The 15,734-nt window shown below is 62.5% G+C and carries 13 protein-coding genes; 3 read left to right on the top strand and 10 right to left on the bottom strand.

All coding sequences use genetic code 11. The features are described 5' to 3' along the window. Positions 1-212: 212 nt before the first annotated feature. From ABZO33_RS25140 to tssB, 10 genes are all read right to left on the bottom strand, one after another. Positions 213-728: an Hcp family type VI secretion system effector gene (locus ABZO33_RS25140; RefSeq protein ID WP_414538256.1), complete on the bottom strand. Its 516-nt coding sequence runs from the start codon at positions 726-728 to the stop codon at positions 213-215. A gap of 112 nt (positions 729-840) precedes the next feature. Continuing rightward, the gene (gene icmH, locus ABZO33_RS25135) at positions 841-1,671 is read right to left on the bottom strand and encodes a type IVB secretion system protein IcmH/DotU (protein WP_414538255.1); all 831 of its coding nucleotides are present in this window, start codon (positions 1,669-1,671) and stop codon (positions 841-843) included. 1 nt (position 1,672) lies between these two features. Continuing rightward, complete coding sequence (tssK, locus tag ABZO33_RS25130) at positions 1,673-3,010, bottom strand: type VI secretion system baseplate subunit TssK (protein WP_414538254.1); 1,338 nt, start codon at positions 3,008-3,010, stop codon at positions 1,673-1,675. A 46-nt stretch (positions 3,011-3,056) separates the two neighbouring features. Further along, positions 3,057-3,845, bottom strand: a complete 789-nt coding sequence (tssJ, locus tag ABZO33_RS25125; protein ID WP_414538259.1) for a type VI secretion system lipoprotein TssJ — start codon at positions 3,843-3,845, stop codon at positions 3,057-3,059. Positions 3,846-3,856: 11 nt separating this feature from the next. Continuing rightward, positions 3,857-4,435 carry an FHA domain-containing protein gene (locus ABZO33_RS25120; protein WP_414538253.1) on the bottom strand — a complete coding sequence of 193 codons (579 nt, stop codon included), beginning with the start codon at positions 4,433-4,435 and terminating at the stop codon, positions 3,857-3,859. Further along, positions 4,432-5,448 carry a type VI secretion system baseplate subunit TssG gene (tssG, locus tag ABZO33_RS25115; RefSeq protein WP_414538252.1) on the bottom strand — a complete coding sequence of 339 codons (1,017 nt, stop codon included), beginning with the start codon at positions 5,446-5,448 and terminating at the stop codon, positions 4,432-4,434. Before tssG ends, ABZO33_RS25120 begins: the two co-directional genes overlap by 4 nt. Then, positions 5,412-7,178: a type VI secretion system baseplate subunit TssF gene (gene tssF / locus ABZO33_RS25110; protein ID WP_414538251.1), complete on the bottom strand. Its 1,767-nt coding sequence runs from the start codon at positions 7,176-7,178 to the stop codon at positions 5,412-5,414. Before tssF ends, tssG begins: the two co-directional genes overlap by 37 nt. Positions 7,179-7,181: 3 nt before the next feature. After that, entirely contained in the window at positions 7,182-7,580 is a 399-nt protein-coding gene (gene tssE, locus ABZO33_RS25105) for a type VI secretion system baseplate subunit TssE (RefSeq protein ID WP_414538250.1), read from the bottom strand. Further along, on the bottom strand, positions 7,577-9,067 hold the full coding sequence (gene tssC, locus ABZO33_RS25100) for a type VI secretion system contractile sheath large subunit (protein WP_414538249.1): 1,491 nt from the start codon (positions 9,065-9,067) through the stop codon (positions 7,577-7,579). Before tssC ends, tssE begins: the two co-directional genes overlap by 4 nt. Positions 9,068-9,113: 46 nt before the next feature. Beyond that, positions 9,114-9,617 (bottom strand): type VI secretion system contractile sheath small subunit, encoded by a 504-nt coding sequence (gene tssB / locus ABZO33_RS25095; protein WP_414538248.1) that lies wholly within the window; start codon positions 9,615-9,617, stop codon positions 9,114-9,116. Positions 9,618-9,943: 326 nt separating this feature from the next. Between tssB and vasI the strand changes: the two genes are divergently transcribed. Genes vasI through tssM form a run of 3 tightly spaced genes read left to right on the top strand, consistent with a single transcriptional unit; the run spans position 9,944 to position 15,642 of the window. Continuing rightward, positions 9,944-10,600, top strand: coding sequence for a type VI secretion system-associated protein VasI (gene vasI / locus ABZO33_RS25090; protein ID WP_414538247.1), 657 nt, complete (start codon positions 9,944-9,946; stop codon positions 10,598-10,600). Beyond that, a complete protein-coding gene (gene tssA, locus ABZO33_RS25085; protein ID WP_414538246.1) occupies positions 10,588-12,045 on the top strand; it encodes a type VI secretion system protein TssA in 1,458 nt (485 codons plus the stop codon). Before vasI ends, tssA begins: the two co-directional genes overlap by 13 nt. A 6-nt stretch (positions 12,046-12,051) precedes the next feature. Next, positions 12,052-15,642, top strand: coding sequence for a type VI secretion system membrane subunit TssM (gene tssM, locus ABZO33_RS25080; protein ID WP_414538245.1), 3,591 nt, complete (start codon positions 12,052-12,054; stop codon positions 15,640-15,642). Positions 15,643-15,734 lie beyond the last annotated feature (92 nt).

Genomic DNA, 15,734 nt, shown 5'->3' with positions numbered 1-15,734 from the left:
TTCGGTGTAGCTGACCAGTTCGACGACGAGCCTGAACGGGGTGCTGAGGGCTTCGTCGAGGGTGAAGGAGACGACTTCGAAGAGGGTCTTGCTGGCCAGGGGCTGGAAGCGGTAATGCAGGTCGGATTGCGTGGGCATGGGAAGTCCTTGTCCGCCTTCTTGAGGTTCGAGACGGCCGGGCAGGCGGGCCTGCCCGGCGTGGTGCGACCGGATCAGACGACGGGGGCACGCCAGTCGTCGGAGCCGGCGGTTCCGGCGACAGTGTGGTCCCAGGTGATCTTGCGGTAGGCCAGGGACACTTCGATCAACTGCGTGAAGTCGGCGTTTTCCTTGTCCTGCGCATGCGGCATGACGGTGTTGATGTCGACGATGGTGGCGTCGGTAAGCTCGGTGGTGAAGAAGTGCTCCTGCTTGCCTTCCACCGAAGTGCGGTACCAGTTGACCGTGACCTTGGGCAGCATTTCGCCGGAGGCCAGGGCGTTGTACATCAGCGGGGTCGCCTTGTTCAGCGCGCTGGTGAAGATGAAGGGCTTGTGCACGCGCTGCCCGGTGGGCTGGCCACTCTGCGGGTCGGTCGGCACGGTTACCTTGTGCTTGATCTCCTGCACCAGGATTTCATCTTCATGGCCTTCGACAAACACGTTGCCGACGGAGTCGGAGGTGAAGGCATCAGCGGTGATCAGCCCTTGGGTCTTGCCTTCGATCTTGATGTAAGCGGGTGTTGGCATGGCAGATATCTCCTGCACTTGGGTGGGTAAGCACGCACACCACAGGCGGCGTGGCCATCGTTGTCGATGGGCTTGGCGGCGGGGCGCAGGCCCCGCTGGTTCGATGGTTTCGTCACTGTTGCAGAATGGCGTTGAGCGACTCGATCACCTCAGCGGTGATCAGGTGCAGGCGATAGCTGTAATAGCCATACAGCCCGACCAGGGCGATCGCGCTAGCGAGTAGCGGGCTCCACCAGGGCCACTCCCGGCGCATGCGGAAGTCGCGTGGGGCGACGTTGGCCATTGTGTCGATGAACAGCCCCGGGAGTGGGCCGCGCAACTCGCGGATGATGTCGCGCAGCTTGAGAATGAGCGCTTGCAGCGCCTCGTCCCCCTTGGGGTCGATGCCGTACTTGCCGCGCAGGCCCAGGCACAGGCACATGTAGATGAACTCCAGGGGGTCCTGATAGCGCTTGGGCTCCTGCATCAAGCGCTCCAGCACGGTGAAGATCTTTTCGCCGCCCCAGGTCTCATGGTGGAAGACACTGAGCAGGGGCTTCTGGCTCCACAGCGAGCTCTTGCCCCAGGGCGTGGACATCACGGCCTCGTCGAGGTACAGGCACAACGCATAGGAATGGGCCTGCAACTGGGCGGGCTCGTAGTCGTACTGGCGCATCTCTTCGAGGATGGCGTTGACCTGGTTGTAGACGGCGTTGTACAGGAATGGGATATCCCGATGGCTTTCCTGCTTGCGCAGGCGTATCACCAGGCCGAACAGGGGCATTACCGCGTCGATCATCTGGTTGCTGAAGGCGCCGCGGACCTGGAAGTCCGGGTCGGGCACGTAGTCTGGGAGTTCTTCCGCATTAGCAGCGTCCGATGCTGGCGTCTTTGCCTGAAGCCTGTTGCTGAATTCGGTCTGTATGTTCTTCTCTGGCGGAAGGTTGTTCGCTGTCTGGTTCATCTCATTCACTCCGTATCGCCCAGAACTGCAACTCAAGCCCCGGGAATTCCCCCGCCACATGCAGGCCAAAGCCGTTGCTGCCCTTCATCGCCGCCCAGTCCGGGCTGCGCCGGTCGAGTTCGAAGTAGCTGAAACCGGCGTGGAACGGCAGCTCCCGCGGCGCCACGGGCATCGGCCGCAGCGGAATGCCAGGCAGTTGCAGCGGCACCAGGTCGCCCAGTGCTTCGAGGGAGGTGACCTTGGCTTTCTGCAGGAACAGCTGGCGAAACGATTCGGGGGGCAGGTCGGCACGCACGGCGAGGATGAACTCGGCCTTGTCGATCAGGCGGCGGTCGTCCAGGGTCACGGTCAGCACACCGAACGGCTGTGGCTCCAGTGGCAAGGAAATGGCCCGCGGTTGCCGCACGATGCTCAGGGTGCGGCGCAGGGCTTCTTCCAGCGGCTTGAAGGATTGGCGCAAGGCATTGTGCCGGTAGGCCGGCGGCTCCTGCGGCAGGCGGTCGTTGTCGGTGAAGGTCAGCAGTTCGCCGCATGCCTGGCTCAGGTTCAGGTAGAGCTGCTCAGGGTGGGTATGGGGTTGCAGGGCCAGGTGCTGGAAGCATGGCCACCAGCGGTTCATCGCTTGCAGCAGGTTGAAGTCACGGATATCGGCCACCCCCGACTGCCCCGGCGAGCCGATGCGTGTTGCCAGGTTGCGCGCGCGCTCGCGCATCGTGTTGCTGATCTCATCGAGAAAGCGCTTCAGCGCGGGGGCCGCCTGCAACGAGACACAGGTGGGGTAGAAGTCGTCGTCCAGCAGCAGGCTGCCGTCGGGTCGCCGCTCGATGATCCGCGCAAGGGCCAGCCGGGCGTAGGCACTGTTGTCCTCGGTGTCGCGCTTGAGCTGCAGGTTGGGCACCGCCAGGTCCACCTGTATCAGGTCGCCGTCGACGCTATGGGTGTCCTTGATCTCCAGGGGCTGGGCGCTGTAGCGATAGTCGGCGCAGTTGTCGGGCCAGTTGACTTCGCGCCCTCCCTCGGTGCGCAGCGGCAGGCACAGGAACACCTCGCTGCGCTGTGTGCCATCGTCGGTAATCTCCAGGGCAGGCGGGGGCGGCAGGTCGCCGGGGATGTCGAACACCGTGCCGTCCGGCAGGATGCCCCGTGCCCGGGTGATCGCCACCTTGCCAAGGCTCAGGTATTCCTGGTTCAGCTGCAGTTCGCTGAAACCGTAGAACGCCGCGTGCAGGCTGCTGATGCGTTGCTGGACGGCAGCCTCGCTGGCCCTGGCCAATTGCTGGAAATGCTGAGGCTTGACGAACAGGCCCTCGGGCCAGAGGACTGGGTTGCGTGAGCTCATGGGCGCTCCGAATCAGAGGGAAGTGTGTTGGCGTGCAGGCGGGGCATCAGCTTTCCTCCTGCAACCGGATCTGTGCTTCATCCACGGTCACCGCGAGCACGACCTGGCGGCCGCGTGGGGCGATGGCTATCACCTGCCGCCAGGTGGCGTTGTCGATGTCGCTGAAGTGAGCAATCACGGCGATGAAGCGCGTGTCGGCGGCAATGGGTTCGAAGCGCACGAACTTGAACTGACCCGGTGTCAGCAGGTAGTCGTCGTCGCGGATGTAGGTGCTGCGCAGGGCCTTGGCCGGGTCGCGGTCCAGCTGCGGGTACAGGCTGTTGCGCAGCAGCGAGTCGTCACGCAGTTGCAGGATCTTGATCGCGATCGGGGTGGCGATGGCGCGGGCCGCTTCCGGGGCAGGGGGTGGCAGCTCGAGCTGGACACCCTCGGCCTCGTAGCTGCCTGGGCCATACTGCGCCATGGGTGAATAGGCCGCTAACAGCTCATCCTCCAGTGTCACGGGCGACATGGCCGGGAATTGTTCCTGCAGATGCTCGAGCAGACTGGCGACCTTCTCGGTCAGGGCATGGGGGTCGCCCGCGCGCAGGCTCACCGCGTACGGCGTGGGTTCCGGCAGAGTGCCCGGCGCGGTGGTATCCAGGCTGTGAGGGTTGCCGTTGACGGTAGGACTGGCGTGCAGGCTGAATGCGACTTCGGTTGGCTGGTCCGAAAGGGCTCCCACCGGGATGGAGGGGTCCATCACCACCTGGCCGATCTTGCCAAGGGCCGTGCAGCCGGCTGCCGAGCAGAGCGCAAGCAGCAATACCGCTGCTCTCAGGGCCGCAGCTCTCAGGAACAGGACCGTCATGGCGTGGCCCCCGTCATCAGGCGCTGCAGCCCATTCTCCTCGACAGATACCGGCCGATGTGGCGCATTCAATGCGGCCAATAGGTCCTGGTCTTCGAGTGGGCCAAACACTGTGCAGATGTCGACTGGGGCAGGCGGTGTGCTGTGGGGTTGCCAGGCGCTGGTGGATGGACTTTCGAGCAGCGCATCGAGCGCTTGCCGCCCTGGTGTGAACAGCTCGTCCAGTGCCCTGCGCGTGCACACCTTATCGTCCGGGCTTACCTGACAGCGCACTAGCAGTTGATAGGTGCCGACCTGTAGGCAATCGCCATCGCGCAAGCGCACGGGTATCTGCTGGCCAATGGGCAGAGGGCTGTCGTTGAGCAGGGTCTGGCCGCAATGGTCGATGACGCAGAAGCCGCCTTCCAGCCAACGGATCTCGCAGTGCAGGGGATGAACGCGGCGTTGGCGATCCACCAGCAGCCAATCGGCCTTCAGGCTGCCGATGATGCCACCGTGACGATTGAACCGGTGGCTGGCGACAACACCGTGGTGCAACCGTTCGAGATTGCGGATGCTGAGGACGAGCCCGCTCATGAGCGCCCCCGAATACGCACCACAGGGCTGACTTCCCCTCTGCGGTGTTCGATGAAGCTGGTCCAGCCCAGGTGCGCGCCCTGGTCGCGGTGCAGGCGAAATGACGGCAGCTCATGGGGCTTCAGGCGCAGTTCGAGGTCGTAGGCCAGGCCATCGCGCAACAGGAAGTCGATCAGCGCGCGCAGCCGGTCGAAGTCGACGCCACCGGGTAGCAGGCTGCGTAGCCGCGCCTGATCCAGCTCGCCGATCACCAAGGTGAACTTGCTGCTGCGGGTACGCGTGCGATTACCCACCATGAAGCTGTCGCCCAGTTGCCCATTGCATCGCCCCAGGCTCACCACCTGGCGGTGGGCGGTGACCACCGAGCGTGTCTCGAACTCACGCACCCGCACTGATTGCAGGTCGAAGCAGTGGGCGATGATTCCCGCGACCGCGCCTGGCGCCCGGCTGCGACTGGCGATGACCCCGACGAAGCTCAGCAGACGGCTCCAGGGCAGTGCGGTGTCGGCGCGCAACCGCTCATCACCGAGGCCGATCAGGGCGAAAACATGGCGCGAGAACTGGTCGCTGGCTCTCGTCTGAAAACGCACGTAGTAGCGGTACTTGCGCCAGATGCGGTGCAGCAGGCTGAGCAGGTAGTGGTTGAAGAAGTCGAAGAGTGCCGGGCGCGGGCCAATGCCTTGGGCGTACTCATAGGCGAGCTCGTCCAGGTAGTAGCTGGGCAGCGGCGAGTCGCTGCCATGTAGCCCGAGGAAAGTGGTGCGCACATGATAGCGGGGGGGATTTTCGGCGACCTGCCCTGCAGCCAGCACATCGGCCACCGGAAAGCTCAGCCGCGGATCGCTGGCGAGCTGCACGCGCTGGCGCGTGGCGGTTTCTGGCCAGCGCGGCTCGAGGTTGTCTCCATGCAGGCCATGCAACCGCTCCAGCAACTGGAAAAAGTTGTGCCGATGGGCTTCGGCGAGCAGCGTTGCGGCTAGATCAGGGGTTGTTTGCCGGTCAGCAGTGGCCATGTGTAGTGCTCGTTGTTGGTGGTGTTGGTCACTTCCAGTTGGTGGAAGGAATTGATGCTCGCGTAGAGGGCGAAGAACTGGGAAAGCACACTGGCGAACAGGTACAGGTCGCCCTCGCAAAGGAAGGCGTGCTGGTCGAGCCGCAAGCGGGTACGCAGGCCGCGAATGGGCAGGCCCTTGATCAGCCAGTCCAGCGGTTCGGTATGCGCCTCGCCGATGCCGTCCAGGCGTTTGCGCGTGCTCCTGGCTTGCTGGATGTCGTGCAATGCGGCGAAGTCGTACGCGCCGATCACCGCCTTGAGCGGTGCTGCTGATAGCAGCGACAGGTAATTGAGCGACAGGTTGGAAATCAGCGTCCATTGCAGCGGCCCATCCAGCACGGGGCGGTACGGCCGGGTCGGCAGGCAGATATTGCGGTAGCTGGCCAATGGTGGCGTCGCCTCGGTGATGACGTCGATATCGCCCATGCCCAGTGCCAACGGCAGGTCCCGATTGGTGCAGGTCAGCTCGATCGAGGCGGTTTCCATGTGGCCGATGAACTGGCTCTCGTCGCCCCGCACGAATGCGATCCGGTGATCCAGGCCGTCACCCCGCAGCGACTCTTCGACCTTGCAGCGGTAATACAGCGCGGTGCGCCCGTGAACATGTTCGATTTCGTGGGCGAAGGATTCAAAAGGCTGGAATACCCGCAGTTGTTCACCCGGGTTGCCATCGGCTGAGGTCCGTGTGCTGATCACCTTGTCGACACTGAAGATCTCGTAGATCTCGGGCTGATTGCCATGGGGAGACAGGCGGTGTTGCCCAGACCGGCCGGACAGGTCGATCGGCTCTGCGCCGTGCTCGAACAGGTTGACGGCGGGGGTGCAGAACAGGCTGAAGTCATCAGGGCCTACCCGCATCGACGCCGGCAAGGGGCGAGTGAAGTGGAACTCGAAGCGGATCGTGGGGCTGCCGTGCGCTGGCCATACCTTGCCCAGGCCGGCCAGGCTGAAGAAGTGGAAGCGCTGGGGAAAGACCAGGTATTCCTGGAGGATTCGGTAGCCATCGAACACATTGCGTGGGTAGGGGAGCAACGCTTCGTCGGGGCTGAAGCCGGAGAAGGTCAGATGGCTGGCCGGCAGGCGGTGAACCTTGCCATCGATCGATACACTGATGTGCCTGAGGTACTGCGCTAGCCACAGGTACAGGTTCTGCGCGTTGCTGCGTTCGCCGCTGAGGTGGAACTCCAGGCGGTCGCACCCCAGGGTGTTCAGCGGGCGCTGTACTTGTGTCTCGAGGTGGACATGGACGACCGAGCTGTCGAGGTTCAGGGTTGCGCCCACCTCACCGAGCGCGAACGGATAGAGGGTCACCTCGGTGCAGGTGCGGAACTCGCAGGGGACACCCTCGACGGGGCGGGAAAACAGACGCGACCCCCTGGGTACGCGCTGGGCCTGGCTGAGTGACGCGTCCAAGGGGGTGAACTGGATGATCGTGGCGCTGGGCAGCGGGCGCAGGTAGTTCGGCCACAACAGTTGCAGCATGGCGTGGGTCAGTTCCGGCAGCTCGTCTTCGAGCTTCAGCCGCAGCTTGGCGGTGAGGAAGGCGAAGCCTTCGAGCAGGCGCTCGACCCCGGGGTCGCCACTTTCCTTGCCCAGGTAACGGGCCAGCTGTGGGTTGTCCCGCGCGAAGTCCGCACCCAGTTCACGCAGATAGCGCAGCTCTTCGCCGAATCGGTCCTTCAACGACATGGTCTACCTCACCTGGGTGTAACGGCTGTGGCCGTTTACCAGCAGCTCGATCTGCAACTGGTCGGCATGGGTTTCCACCTGCACCTGGCAATCCAGGCGAAAGCGCAGTTCCAGCGGATTGTCCGCATCGGGCATACCTTGCAGGTTGAGCAGATGGATCCGGGGCTCGTACCGGGCGATGGTGTGCTGGATGTCCGCACTCACCTGGTACAGCAAATCACTGCTGCCCAGGTCGTGGCCGTTGAAGTCGCGCAGCCCCAGGTCAGGGCTGCTCTGCGAACAACCCTGGCGGGCGTTGAGCAGCGTCTCGAGGTGACGCTTGATCCGCTCGATGCTGCGCCGTTTGGATTCACGGCGGCCAGCCGGGGCACCGCTGGCCATTCGGTCGAAGAGACTGCTCATTGGGTGTCGAGCCGGCCGACCAGGGAGATCTCGAAATTTGCCCCCATGTACTTGAAGTGCGGGCGCACCGCGAGCGAGACCTGATACCAGCCCGGATCGCCCGCGACATCCAGTACTTCGATTTTTGCCGCTCGCAGGGGGCGACGGCTGCGTATGTCGGCGGAAGGGTTTTCCTGGTCGGCGATGTATTGCTTGAGCCAACGGCCCAACTCGGCCTCGAGGTCGTTGCGCTCTTTCCAGCTGCCGATCTGCTCGCGTTGCAGCACCTTGATGTAGTGCGCCAGGCGGTTGACGATGAACAGGTAAGGCAACTGCGTGCCGAGCTTGTAGTTGGTCTGTGCCTGCAAGCCTTCAGGCGTCTTGGGGAAGTGTTTCGGCTTCTGCACCGAGTTGGCGGAAAAGAAGGCGGCGTTGTCGCTGTCCTTGCGCATGGTCAGGGCGATGAAACCTTCCTCGGCCAGCTCGAATTCCTTGCGATCGGACACCAGCACTTCGGTGGGGATCTTCGCCTGCAACTGGCCCAGGGCTTCATACAGGTGCACGGGCAGGTCGTCCACGGCGCCACCGGATTGTGGGCCGATGATGTTCGGGCACCAGCGGTAGCGGGCAAAGCTGTCGTTGATGCAGCTGGCCATCAGGAAGGCCGCATTGCCCCACAGGTAGTGCTGGTGGCGGCCATCGATGTTTTCGTCGTAGCAGAAGCTGCTGACGGGGTGCTCTTGGCGGTCATAGACCGAGCGCAGCATGAAGCGCGGGAGTACCAGGCCGATATGGCGTGCGTCCTCGCTGTCGCGCAACGAGCGCCATTTGGCGAAGCGAGGCCCTTCGAAGATGTCCTTGACCTCCTTGAGGTCGGGCAGGTCCTCGAAGCTGCTCAGGTTGAAGAACTCGGGGGCGGGGGCGGTGATGAACGGTGCGTGCGACATGGCACCCACGGAGGCGACATAACTCAACAGTTTGATATCGGGCGAGGAGGGGCCGAAGGTGTAGTTGCCGATCATGGCTGCCACGGGTTCACCGCCGAACTGGCCATAACCTGCGGTGTAGACATGTTTGTAAAGCCCGCTGCAGGTGATGTCCGCGGCATTGTCGAAGTCTTCGAGCAAATCGCTCTTGCTGACATGCAGGACTTCGAGCTTTATGTTTTCGCGAAAGTCGGTACGGTCCACCAGAAGTTTCAACCCGCGCCATGCAGATTCCAGGGCCTGGAACTCAGGCTGATGAAGGATGACATCCATCTGCTTGCCAAGTTGCCGATCGACTTCGGCAATCATTTGGTCGACGCGATGCTTGTTTATCAGTGGTTCGGGTTCATCGTTTTTGAGCATTTCGGACAGGAAGGCGGCCACGCCTTGCCTGGCAATCTGGTAACCCTCCTGGCTGGGTACCAGCATTGTTTCGACCATGATCTGGTCGAGCAGAGCAGCGTTGCCGATTGTTTCGGTCGTGGTATCAGCCGTGCTGGTCGTACTAGTCGGTGTGGACATCTGTGACGCTCCGTTGTCTGTGTCTGACTATTTCAGAAATGCGGTTTCATTCTGCTTGCGGGGCTTCAAGCACCAGTTCGAGTTCTTGCGCGAGCTGCTTGCGCGCCTGTTGGTCCGCGAGCAGGTGCTGCAGGCGTTTGCGAAAGGCGGGGACGTTGCCCAGCGGACCTTTCAGGGCAACCAGCGCCTCGCGGAGCTCCAGCAGCTTGTTCAGTTCCGGAACTTGGCGGGCGATCTGGTCCGGGCCGAAGTCGTTGATCGTCTTGAACTGCAGCGCCAGCGCCAACTCCGCGTCGGCAACAGGGCTGAGCGCGGAGGGAACCGATAGGCTCAGGTTTACGTCGGCATCCTTGAGCACGTTGTTGAAGCTGTGCTTGTCGATGCGCATGGGCTGGCGATCTTCCAGATTTCGGTCGTCGTCCAGGCCGAAGTCACCCAGCACCATCATCTTGTGGGGCAGTTCGACCTCTGCCTGCTGGTCGCCCGTGGCTGGAACATATTTGATATTGATGCGCTCTTTTGGCGCGACGGAGCTCGAGTTTTTAGTCATGGTGAAAGTCTATTCTCAATATTGAGGTTTTTGGTTTGTTTTGTTTGTGGGAAGTTTTTTATGTTCTTGTAAGAGCGGTCCTACACAATGAAATATTTTTATACGTCGCAAAGGTGTGATGCCGCCGTCTGCACTTAGAAGATGCGGAGGTGCTGTATTTAAAGTCGAGATTAAAAGTGTAAAAAAATATTTTATTGTTTGTTGTGCATGGGTTGTTCTAGGCTTTGCGTAAATCGTGGCGAGGCGCTTTGAACAATTATTGTGTCATTGCGCTTTACTACGCGATTGAAGTTGGAAGCTGCATCAAGGCATGAGGTCTATTTCTGGTGTTCAATCAATATAGTTGCGTGCTTGGTCTGGCAGTGTTCGCACTGTTGGAGCCGGTACTGGCGGCACCCATGCGTGATTGCACGCGGATTGTTTCCAATGTCGAACGCCTGGCGTGTTTCGATGAGGCTGCCGGCACGCCGGCGCGATTGCCTGCTATGCGCAGGGGATGGTCGGCACCGGAGCTGGACGCGCCGAGCATGGCGCGGGTCATGGCCAATGAAGCACGGCGGCCATCCGACAACCTGGCATTTCACCTGGGGGCCGAGGACGACAGGCGGACCGGGCATCGCCAGGTGGTGATCTCCGCCCCGGCAATAGCGACATCCGAACCACGCCCCTATCTCGCCATCAGCTGTGTGCAGAACATCTCCAGGTTGCAGCTGCTCACTGGCGATCCCGTCCAGGGCAATCGAGTGACCTTGCAACTGCGTACGGAACACCGGGCGACCAGCCCCCTTGCCTGGCAAGTGATGGAAAACGGTCAGGTGCTGGATGCCGGCCGCGGCTTGCCCGCCATTGAACAGATCAAGGTGCTCCAGGGGGCCCATCGGATCCTGGTCGTCAGTGACCACCCGGCGCTCGACGGCTTGCGTTTCGATGCACAGGGGCTCGACCCGCTGATCGATCAGGCGCGTAAAGCATGTCGCTGGTAACGCAGGCTTCGGCCGAGGAGGTCGCCCGCTTGCTGGCCCCAGTCGATTCGCTCGCTCCGGCGGGGCTGTTCGACATCGAGGACGAGACCTACCAGGCGATCGATCAGGAGATGGTCAAGCTGGGCGGCTTGCATGAAGCCGCCATCGATTGGCCCTACATCGAAGAGGCTTCCCGCCATTACCTGAGCGGCCAGTGCAAGCACCTGCGCATTGTCGGGCACCTCGGTGTCGCCTGGCTGCGTGTGGGCTGCTGGGAGCGCTGGTGCTGCACACTCGCCCTGCTGGCGGGCATGGTCGAGCGCTATTGGGAAAGCGCCTATCCAAAGCCGGGTGCGAAAGGCTACCTGGTCAAACGCAAACTGGTCGGCCTGCTGCTGGGGCGGCTGGCAGACGCGCTGCCCGGGTTGGATCGCTTCAGCTATACCCCGGCCTGCAAGCAGACCGCTCAGCAGGCTTTGGCGTGCCTGCGCCAGCAAGCGTTGGTTGCGCAACTCGACCAAGCCACATTGACGGCGCTGGAGCAGGCGCTGCTCAAGCATGCCGATCAGGCAATTGGCGCCACGCAGCCCAGCATTGATCAAGCCCGCCCAGCCGCAGCGCCGGTTGCACCACTGGCCGATGTGTTTCGCCCTGCCAGTACCAGCATTTCCCTGGGTAATGAACGTGAGACGCGGCGGGCCGTGCTGGGTATGGCCGAGTTCATCAATCAGCAGGATGTCTACGACCCGACGGGCTACAAGTTGCGGCGCTTTGGCCTGTGGTCACATATCCAGGCGGCACCCTCCACTGGCCAGGGGCATCGCACCGAGCTGATGGCGGTGCCGGCCGATATCGTCGCTGGGTACGAGGATGCGTTGTGTGCCTCGGCGATCGACGCGGCCTTGCTGCTGAGGGTCGAGCGAAGTGTCGCGGCCGCCCCCTACTGGATCCGCGGCAGCTACCTGGCGGCAAGCATCGCCACGCGGCTGGCCATGAACGAAGTGGCCGAGGCGGTCCGTAGTGCCAGTGCACGGTTCGTGCGGCGCCTGCCCGCGCTCGAACAACTGTGCTTCAGCGATGGCACGGCCTTTATCGATGACCAGTGCCTGGCCTGGCTCAGGGGCAGCCAGGCAACACTGTCGGGGGATTCGGCTTCCCAGGTGTTGCTCGGCCTGCGCGAGGAGTTGGCCAGCCAACTGGAGGTCGAGGGCGTGGAGGCCGTGTTGTTGAGGCTGCAGGGGTTGCAAGCGGACTACCGGTCGCCGCGGGAACGTTGCCACAGCACGGTGATTGCCGCTGACCTGCTGGCCTCCCGGGGCGTGTCGTGGCTGGCCCAGGACTTGTGCGCAAGCGTTGCCCGAACCATGCGCTGCATGACCGCCGAGGCCTGGGAGCCAGAGATCTACCAGCAGCTGCAGCAATACGCCATGGCGTCAGGATTGATCGATCAGAACAAGGAGTCTTGAACCTCGATGAGTAAACTCTGGGCGCTTTTCAAACGCTGGGGCCTGCCACAGCTTTCCCGGATCAACCTGGCCATGCCGCTGTTGCTTGGGGCCGGCTTGGTGTTGCTGCTGCTGATGATCTGGTGGCTGGGCCCGCAATGGACCTGGCGCGGGCAGCAACCCCTGGCAAGCCAGGCTCAGCGCAGCATTGCCACTTTGTTGCTGGTGCTGCTGCCGCTGCTGGCCTGGCTGTTTGTGCTGCGCTCGCGCTATCGTCGGCTGCAGGCTGAGCGCCAGCAGAATGCCGAGGCTGCCGCCGACCCGATATTGCCGTATGTATTGGCGCAAACGCGTGCGCTTGATGCTACGTTGGCCAGTTACCTGGAAAATGCCGGCGGGCACGGGGCGTTGTACCGGCTACCCTGGTATCTGCTGCTGGGCGACGAGGGCGCGGGCAAGAGCAGCCTCATGGGCCAGTCCATCCAGCGCTTCTCGCTAACCAGGATCAACAAGGCCCAGGCGCAGGGGCGCCAGGAAGAAGCGCTGGCCTATCCCGTGGACTGGTGGATCAGTGACGATGCGGTGATCATCGATCCGCCGGGCGCACTCATGACCCGTCAGGCCGGGCCGGGCGACCTGCCGGAGACGGTGAACAAGGCAAGGCCTGTGTCGCCGGCCGGCACCCAGGCTAGGTTGTGGACGCACCTGCTTGACTGGCTGGCGCAAAAGCGTAGTCGCAATGCGCTCAATGGCATCGTCCTGGTGGTTGATTTAGCCGCCTTGCAGCAGGCAGAGCCCGCGCAGCGTCAGGCATTGGCCCAGGTGCTGCGCGCTCGCCTGCATGAGGTGAGCAGCCGGTTGGGCGCGCGGCTGCCTGTTTATGTGGTGCTGAGCAAGTTCGACTTGCTCGATGGATTTGAACAGCTGTTCGCTCGCCTTACCGAGGGGGAGCGTGAACGTGTATTCGGTTTCACGTTCAAGCTGGCTGCCGTAAGCGCGTTCGATGCCTGGCTGGAAGAGCTTGCCGAGCAGTACGACTGGCTGGTTGGGCGTACGCAGGCACAGGTGCTCGACGACATGGGCGGGCAGGGCAAGGCTGACCTACGTGAACGGCTTGTGTCTTTGCTGGGCCAGTTGCGTGGGCTGCGTCCGGTTCTGCTGGCTTTCCTGAGGGAAGTGCTGGCAAGTGACCGCTTCACCACCCCGGCGTTGGTACGTGGCCTGTACCTGTCCTCGATGCTGCAACGGGGGCAGGTGTACAACGCCTTCCTGCACACTGTGGCCCATCCCTTCAAGGCCGATTCTCCGCCCAGGGAAGGCAAGCCCCAAGGTAAGCAGCAGGTATTTTTCACCCAGCGCCTGTTTCAGCATGTGGTCTATCCGGAGGCAGGCTTGGCCGGTGACAACGTGAGGGTCGCCCGTGACAAGCGACGCTTGCTGTGGGTCGGTTCTGCCGTCGGGGGGCTGGCGCTGGTTGTGCTGGGCAGCGCCTGGCACCGCTACTTCGACGCCAACAGTGTCAAAGCGTTGAGCGTGCTGGGCAAGAGCCGGGCGTTCAGCAGCCATGAGGTGGATCAGCGGCTGGATCCTACGGGGCGCAATCTGCTTGCGCCGCTGGATCAGATTCGTGATGCGGTGACCGTGTTCGGCGACTACCGTACGGCCTGGCCGGTGGTGGCGGACCTGGGGCTCTATCAGGGCCGGGCGGTAGGGCCCCTTGTCGATGACGCTTACCTGGGCCTGTTGGCCAGGCGCTTCCTGCCAGCCATTGCCAGCGGTGTGGTCGACGCCATGAATGCCGCGCCCGCAGGTAGCGAGCAACAGATGGCCGCACTCAGGGTGTATCGGATGATCGAGGACCGGCACAACCGCCGGCCTGAATGGGTCGAACAGTGGATGGCGCGGCATTGGCAAGCGGCATTTCCTGGTCAGGGGCAACTGCAAGGCGCGCTCATGCGTCATCTGCGCTATGCGCTGGCTTATGCAGATACCGAGCTGCCGCAGTTCCGCCAGCGTGTCGGCGCGGTGCAACAAAGCCTGCGCGAGGTACCTCTGGCGCAGCGGGTATATGCCAGCCTCAGGCAGCAGGCGCAAGAACAACTGCACACTGGTCTGGACCTGCGCCATGAGGTTGGGCCCGCGTTCGATGCCATTTTCCAGGCCACGTCCCGCGATGCCCAGGGATACGCTGATCTGTTCATGGCTCCGCTGTTGACGGCCAAGGGCTTCAATGAGTACTACCTGCCGCGCAGTGACCAGATCACCGAGTTGGCAATGGTCGACCAGTGGGCGCTGGGTGAACGCCGTCAACTGGACTACTCGGCGGCTGATCGCGAGGTACTCCAGGAGCGTATCGGCAACCTGTACAACGCAGACTATATCGATAGCTGGCGGCGAGCCCTGAACGATCTCGAGATTACCGATTTTCGCGACTTGGACCACGGAGTATCGGTACTGGCGCAACTGACGGGCCCGGCCGAGCCATTGCGTCGATTGCTGGAGAGTGTGCGCGAAAACACGGCGATGCCGGCCGCTCAAGACAGAACCGCAGTCTTGGAAGTGCTAGGGGTGGAAGCCGATCAGCAATTGGCAGGTATACGGCGGGCATTCTCCAGCTTGAGCGACCTGCTGCAGACCAGAGGGGAAAATCCCAGCTATTACGATGAGACCCTGAGCGTCATTGCTGCCGTGCACGATCATGCCAGGGGGGTACAGGGCAGCCCGGACCGAGGCAACGCAGCCCTGCAGGCGGTGCTGCAACGCTTCTCCATGACCGGACCGGATCCGATTGCCGCCTTGCAGCGGGTCGCCACGGGTTTGCCCGAGCCGATCAGCCAGCAGCTCAGGAAAGTTGCCGACCAGACTGCGCAGGTATTGGTCGTCGAGGCGCTGCGTGAGCTTGAGCGGCGTTGGGATGCCGATGTCTACAGCTTCTTCCAGCAGCGGCTGGCAGCGCGTTATCCCTTCACCGTTCGAGGGCCTGACGCCTCCCTCGATGATTTCGAGAGTTTCTTCGGCCCCAAGGGGCGTCTCCAGGTATTTCAGGAGCGGTATCTGAACGTGTTTCTCAAGGACAACCTCGACGCTTTGTACGCCGATAGCCATGGCGGCTCTCTCGTTCGAAGCGAGGTTATCGAGCAACTGGCGGCGGCAGACCGCATCCGCGAAACTTTCTTCGACCAGCGCGGCAACCTCGGCGTGCAGTTCAGCATCGAGCCCCTGGGTCTCAGCGCCAATCAGCGCACCAGCCTGCTGGACCTCGATGGCCAACTGGTCTCCTATACCCACGGCCCCAACCAGATCACCGGTGTGATCTGGCCCAACACACTCGGCCAGCAGGTACGCAGCAACCTCACCCTGCTCAGGCTCAATGGCAACAGCAGCAGCCTGGAATACCGGGGGCCATGGTCGATGTTCCGCCTGCTCAGCCGTGGCGCCCTGAATGGCCGCAGCGCTACCGCAGTGGATCTGAGCTTCAAGACCGGTGACGGCGTGATGCGTTATCGGTTGAGTTCGGAGAAAGCCTTCAACCCGATCACCCAGCAGCCGTTCAAAGGCTTCAAGCTGCCGCGCACCTTGCTGCAGCAACCCGTCGTTGACGCACCGCAGGCCATATGAACATAGATTGATAGTGCACAAGAAACGGAGAGCTTCCCTACGCTAGCGCCACCGATAGTACCCACGCACCCTGCAAATCACCTTCAGGACGA

Source organism: Pseudomonas sp. CAM1A (genome assembly GCF_047501685.1).
Classification (GTDB): Bacteria; Pseudomonadota; Gammaproteobacteria; order Pseudomonadales; family Pseudomonadaceae; genus Aquipseudomonas.
Note: the sequence above shows the minus strand (reverse complement) of the source record. Positions and strands in the feature narration are given on the sequence as shown.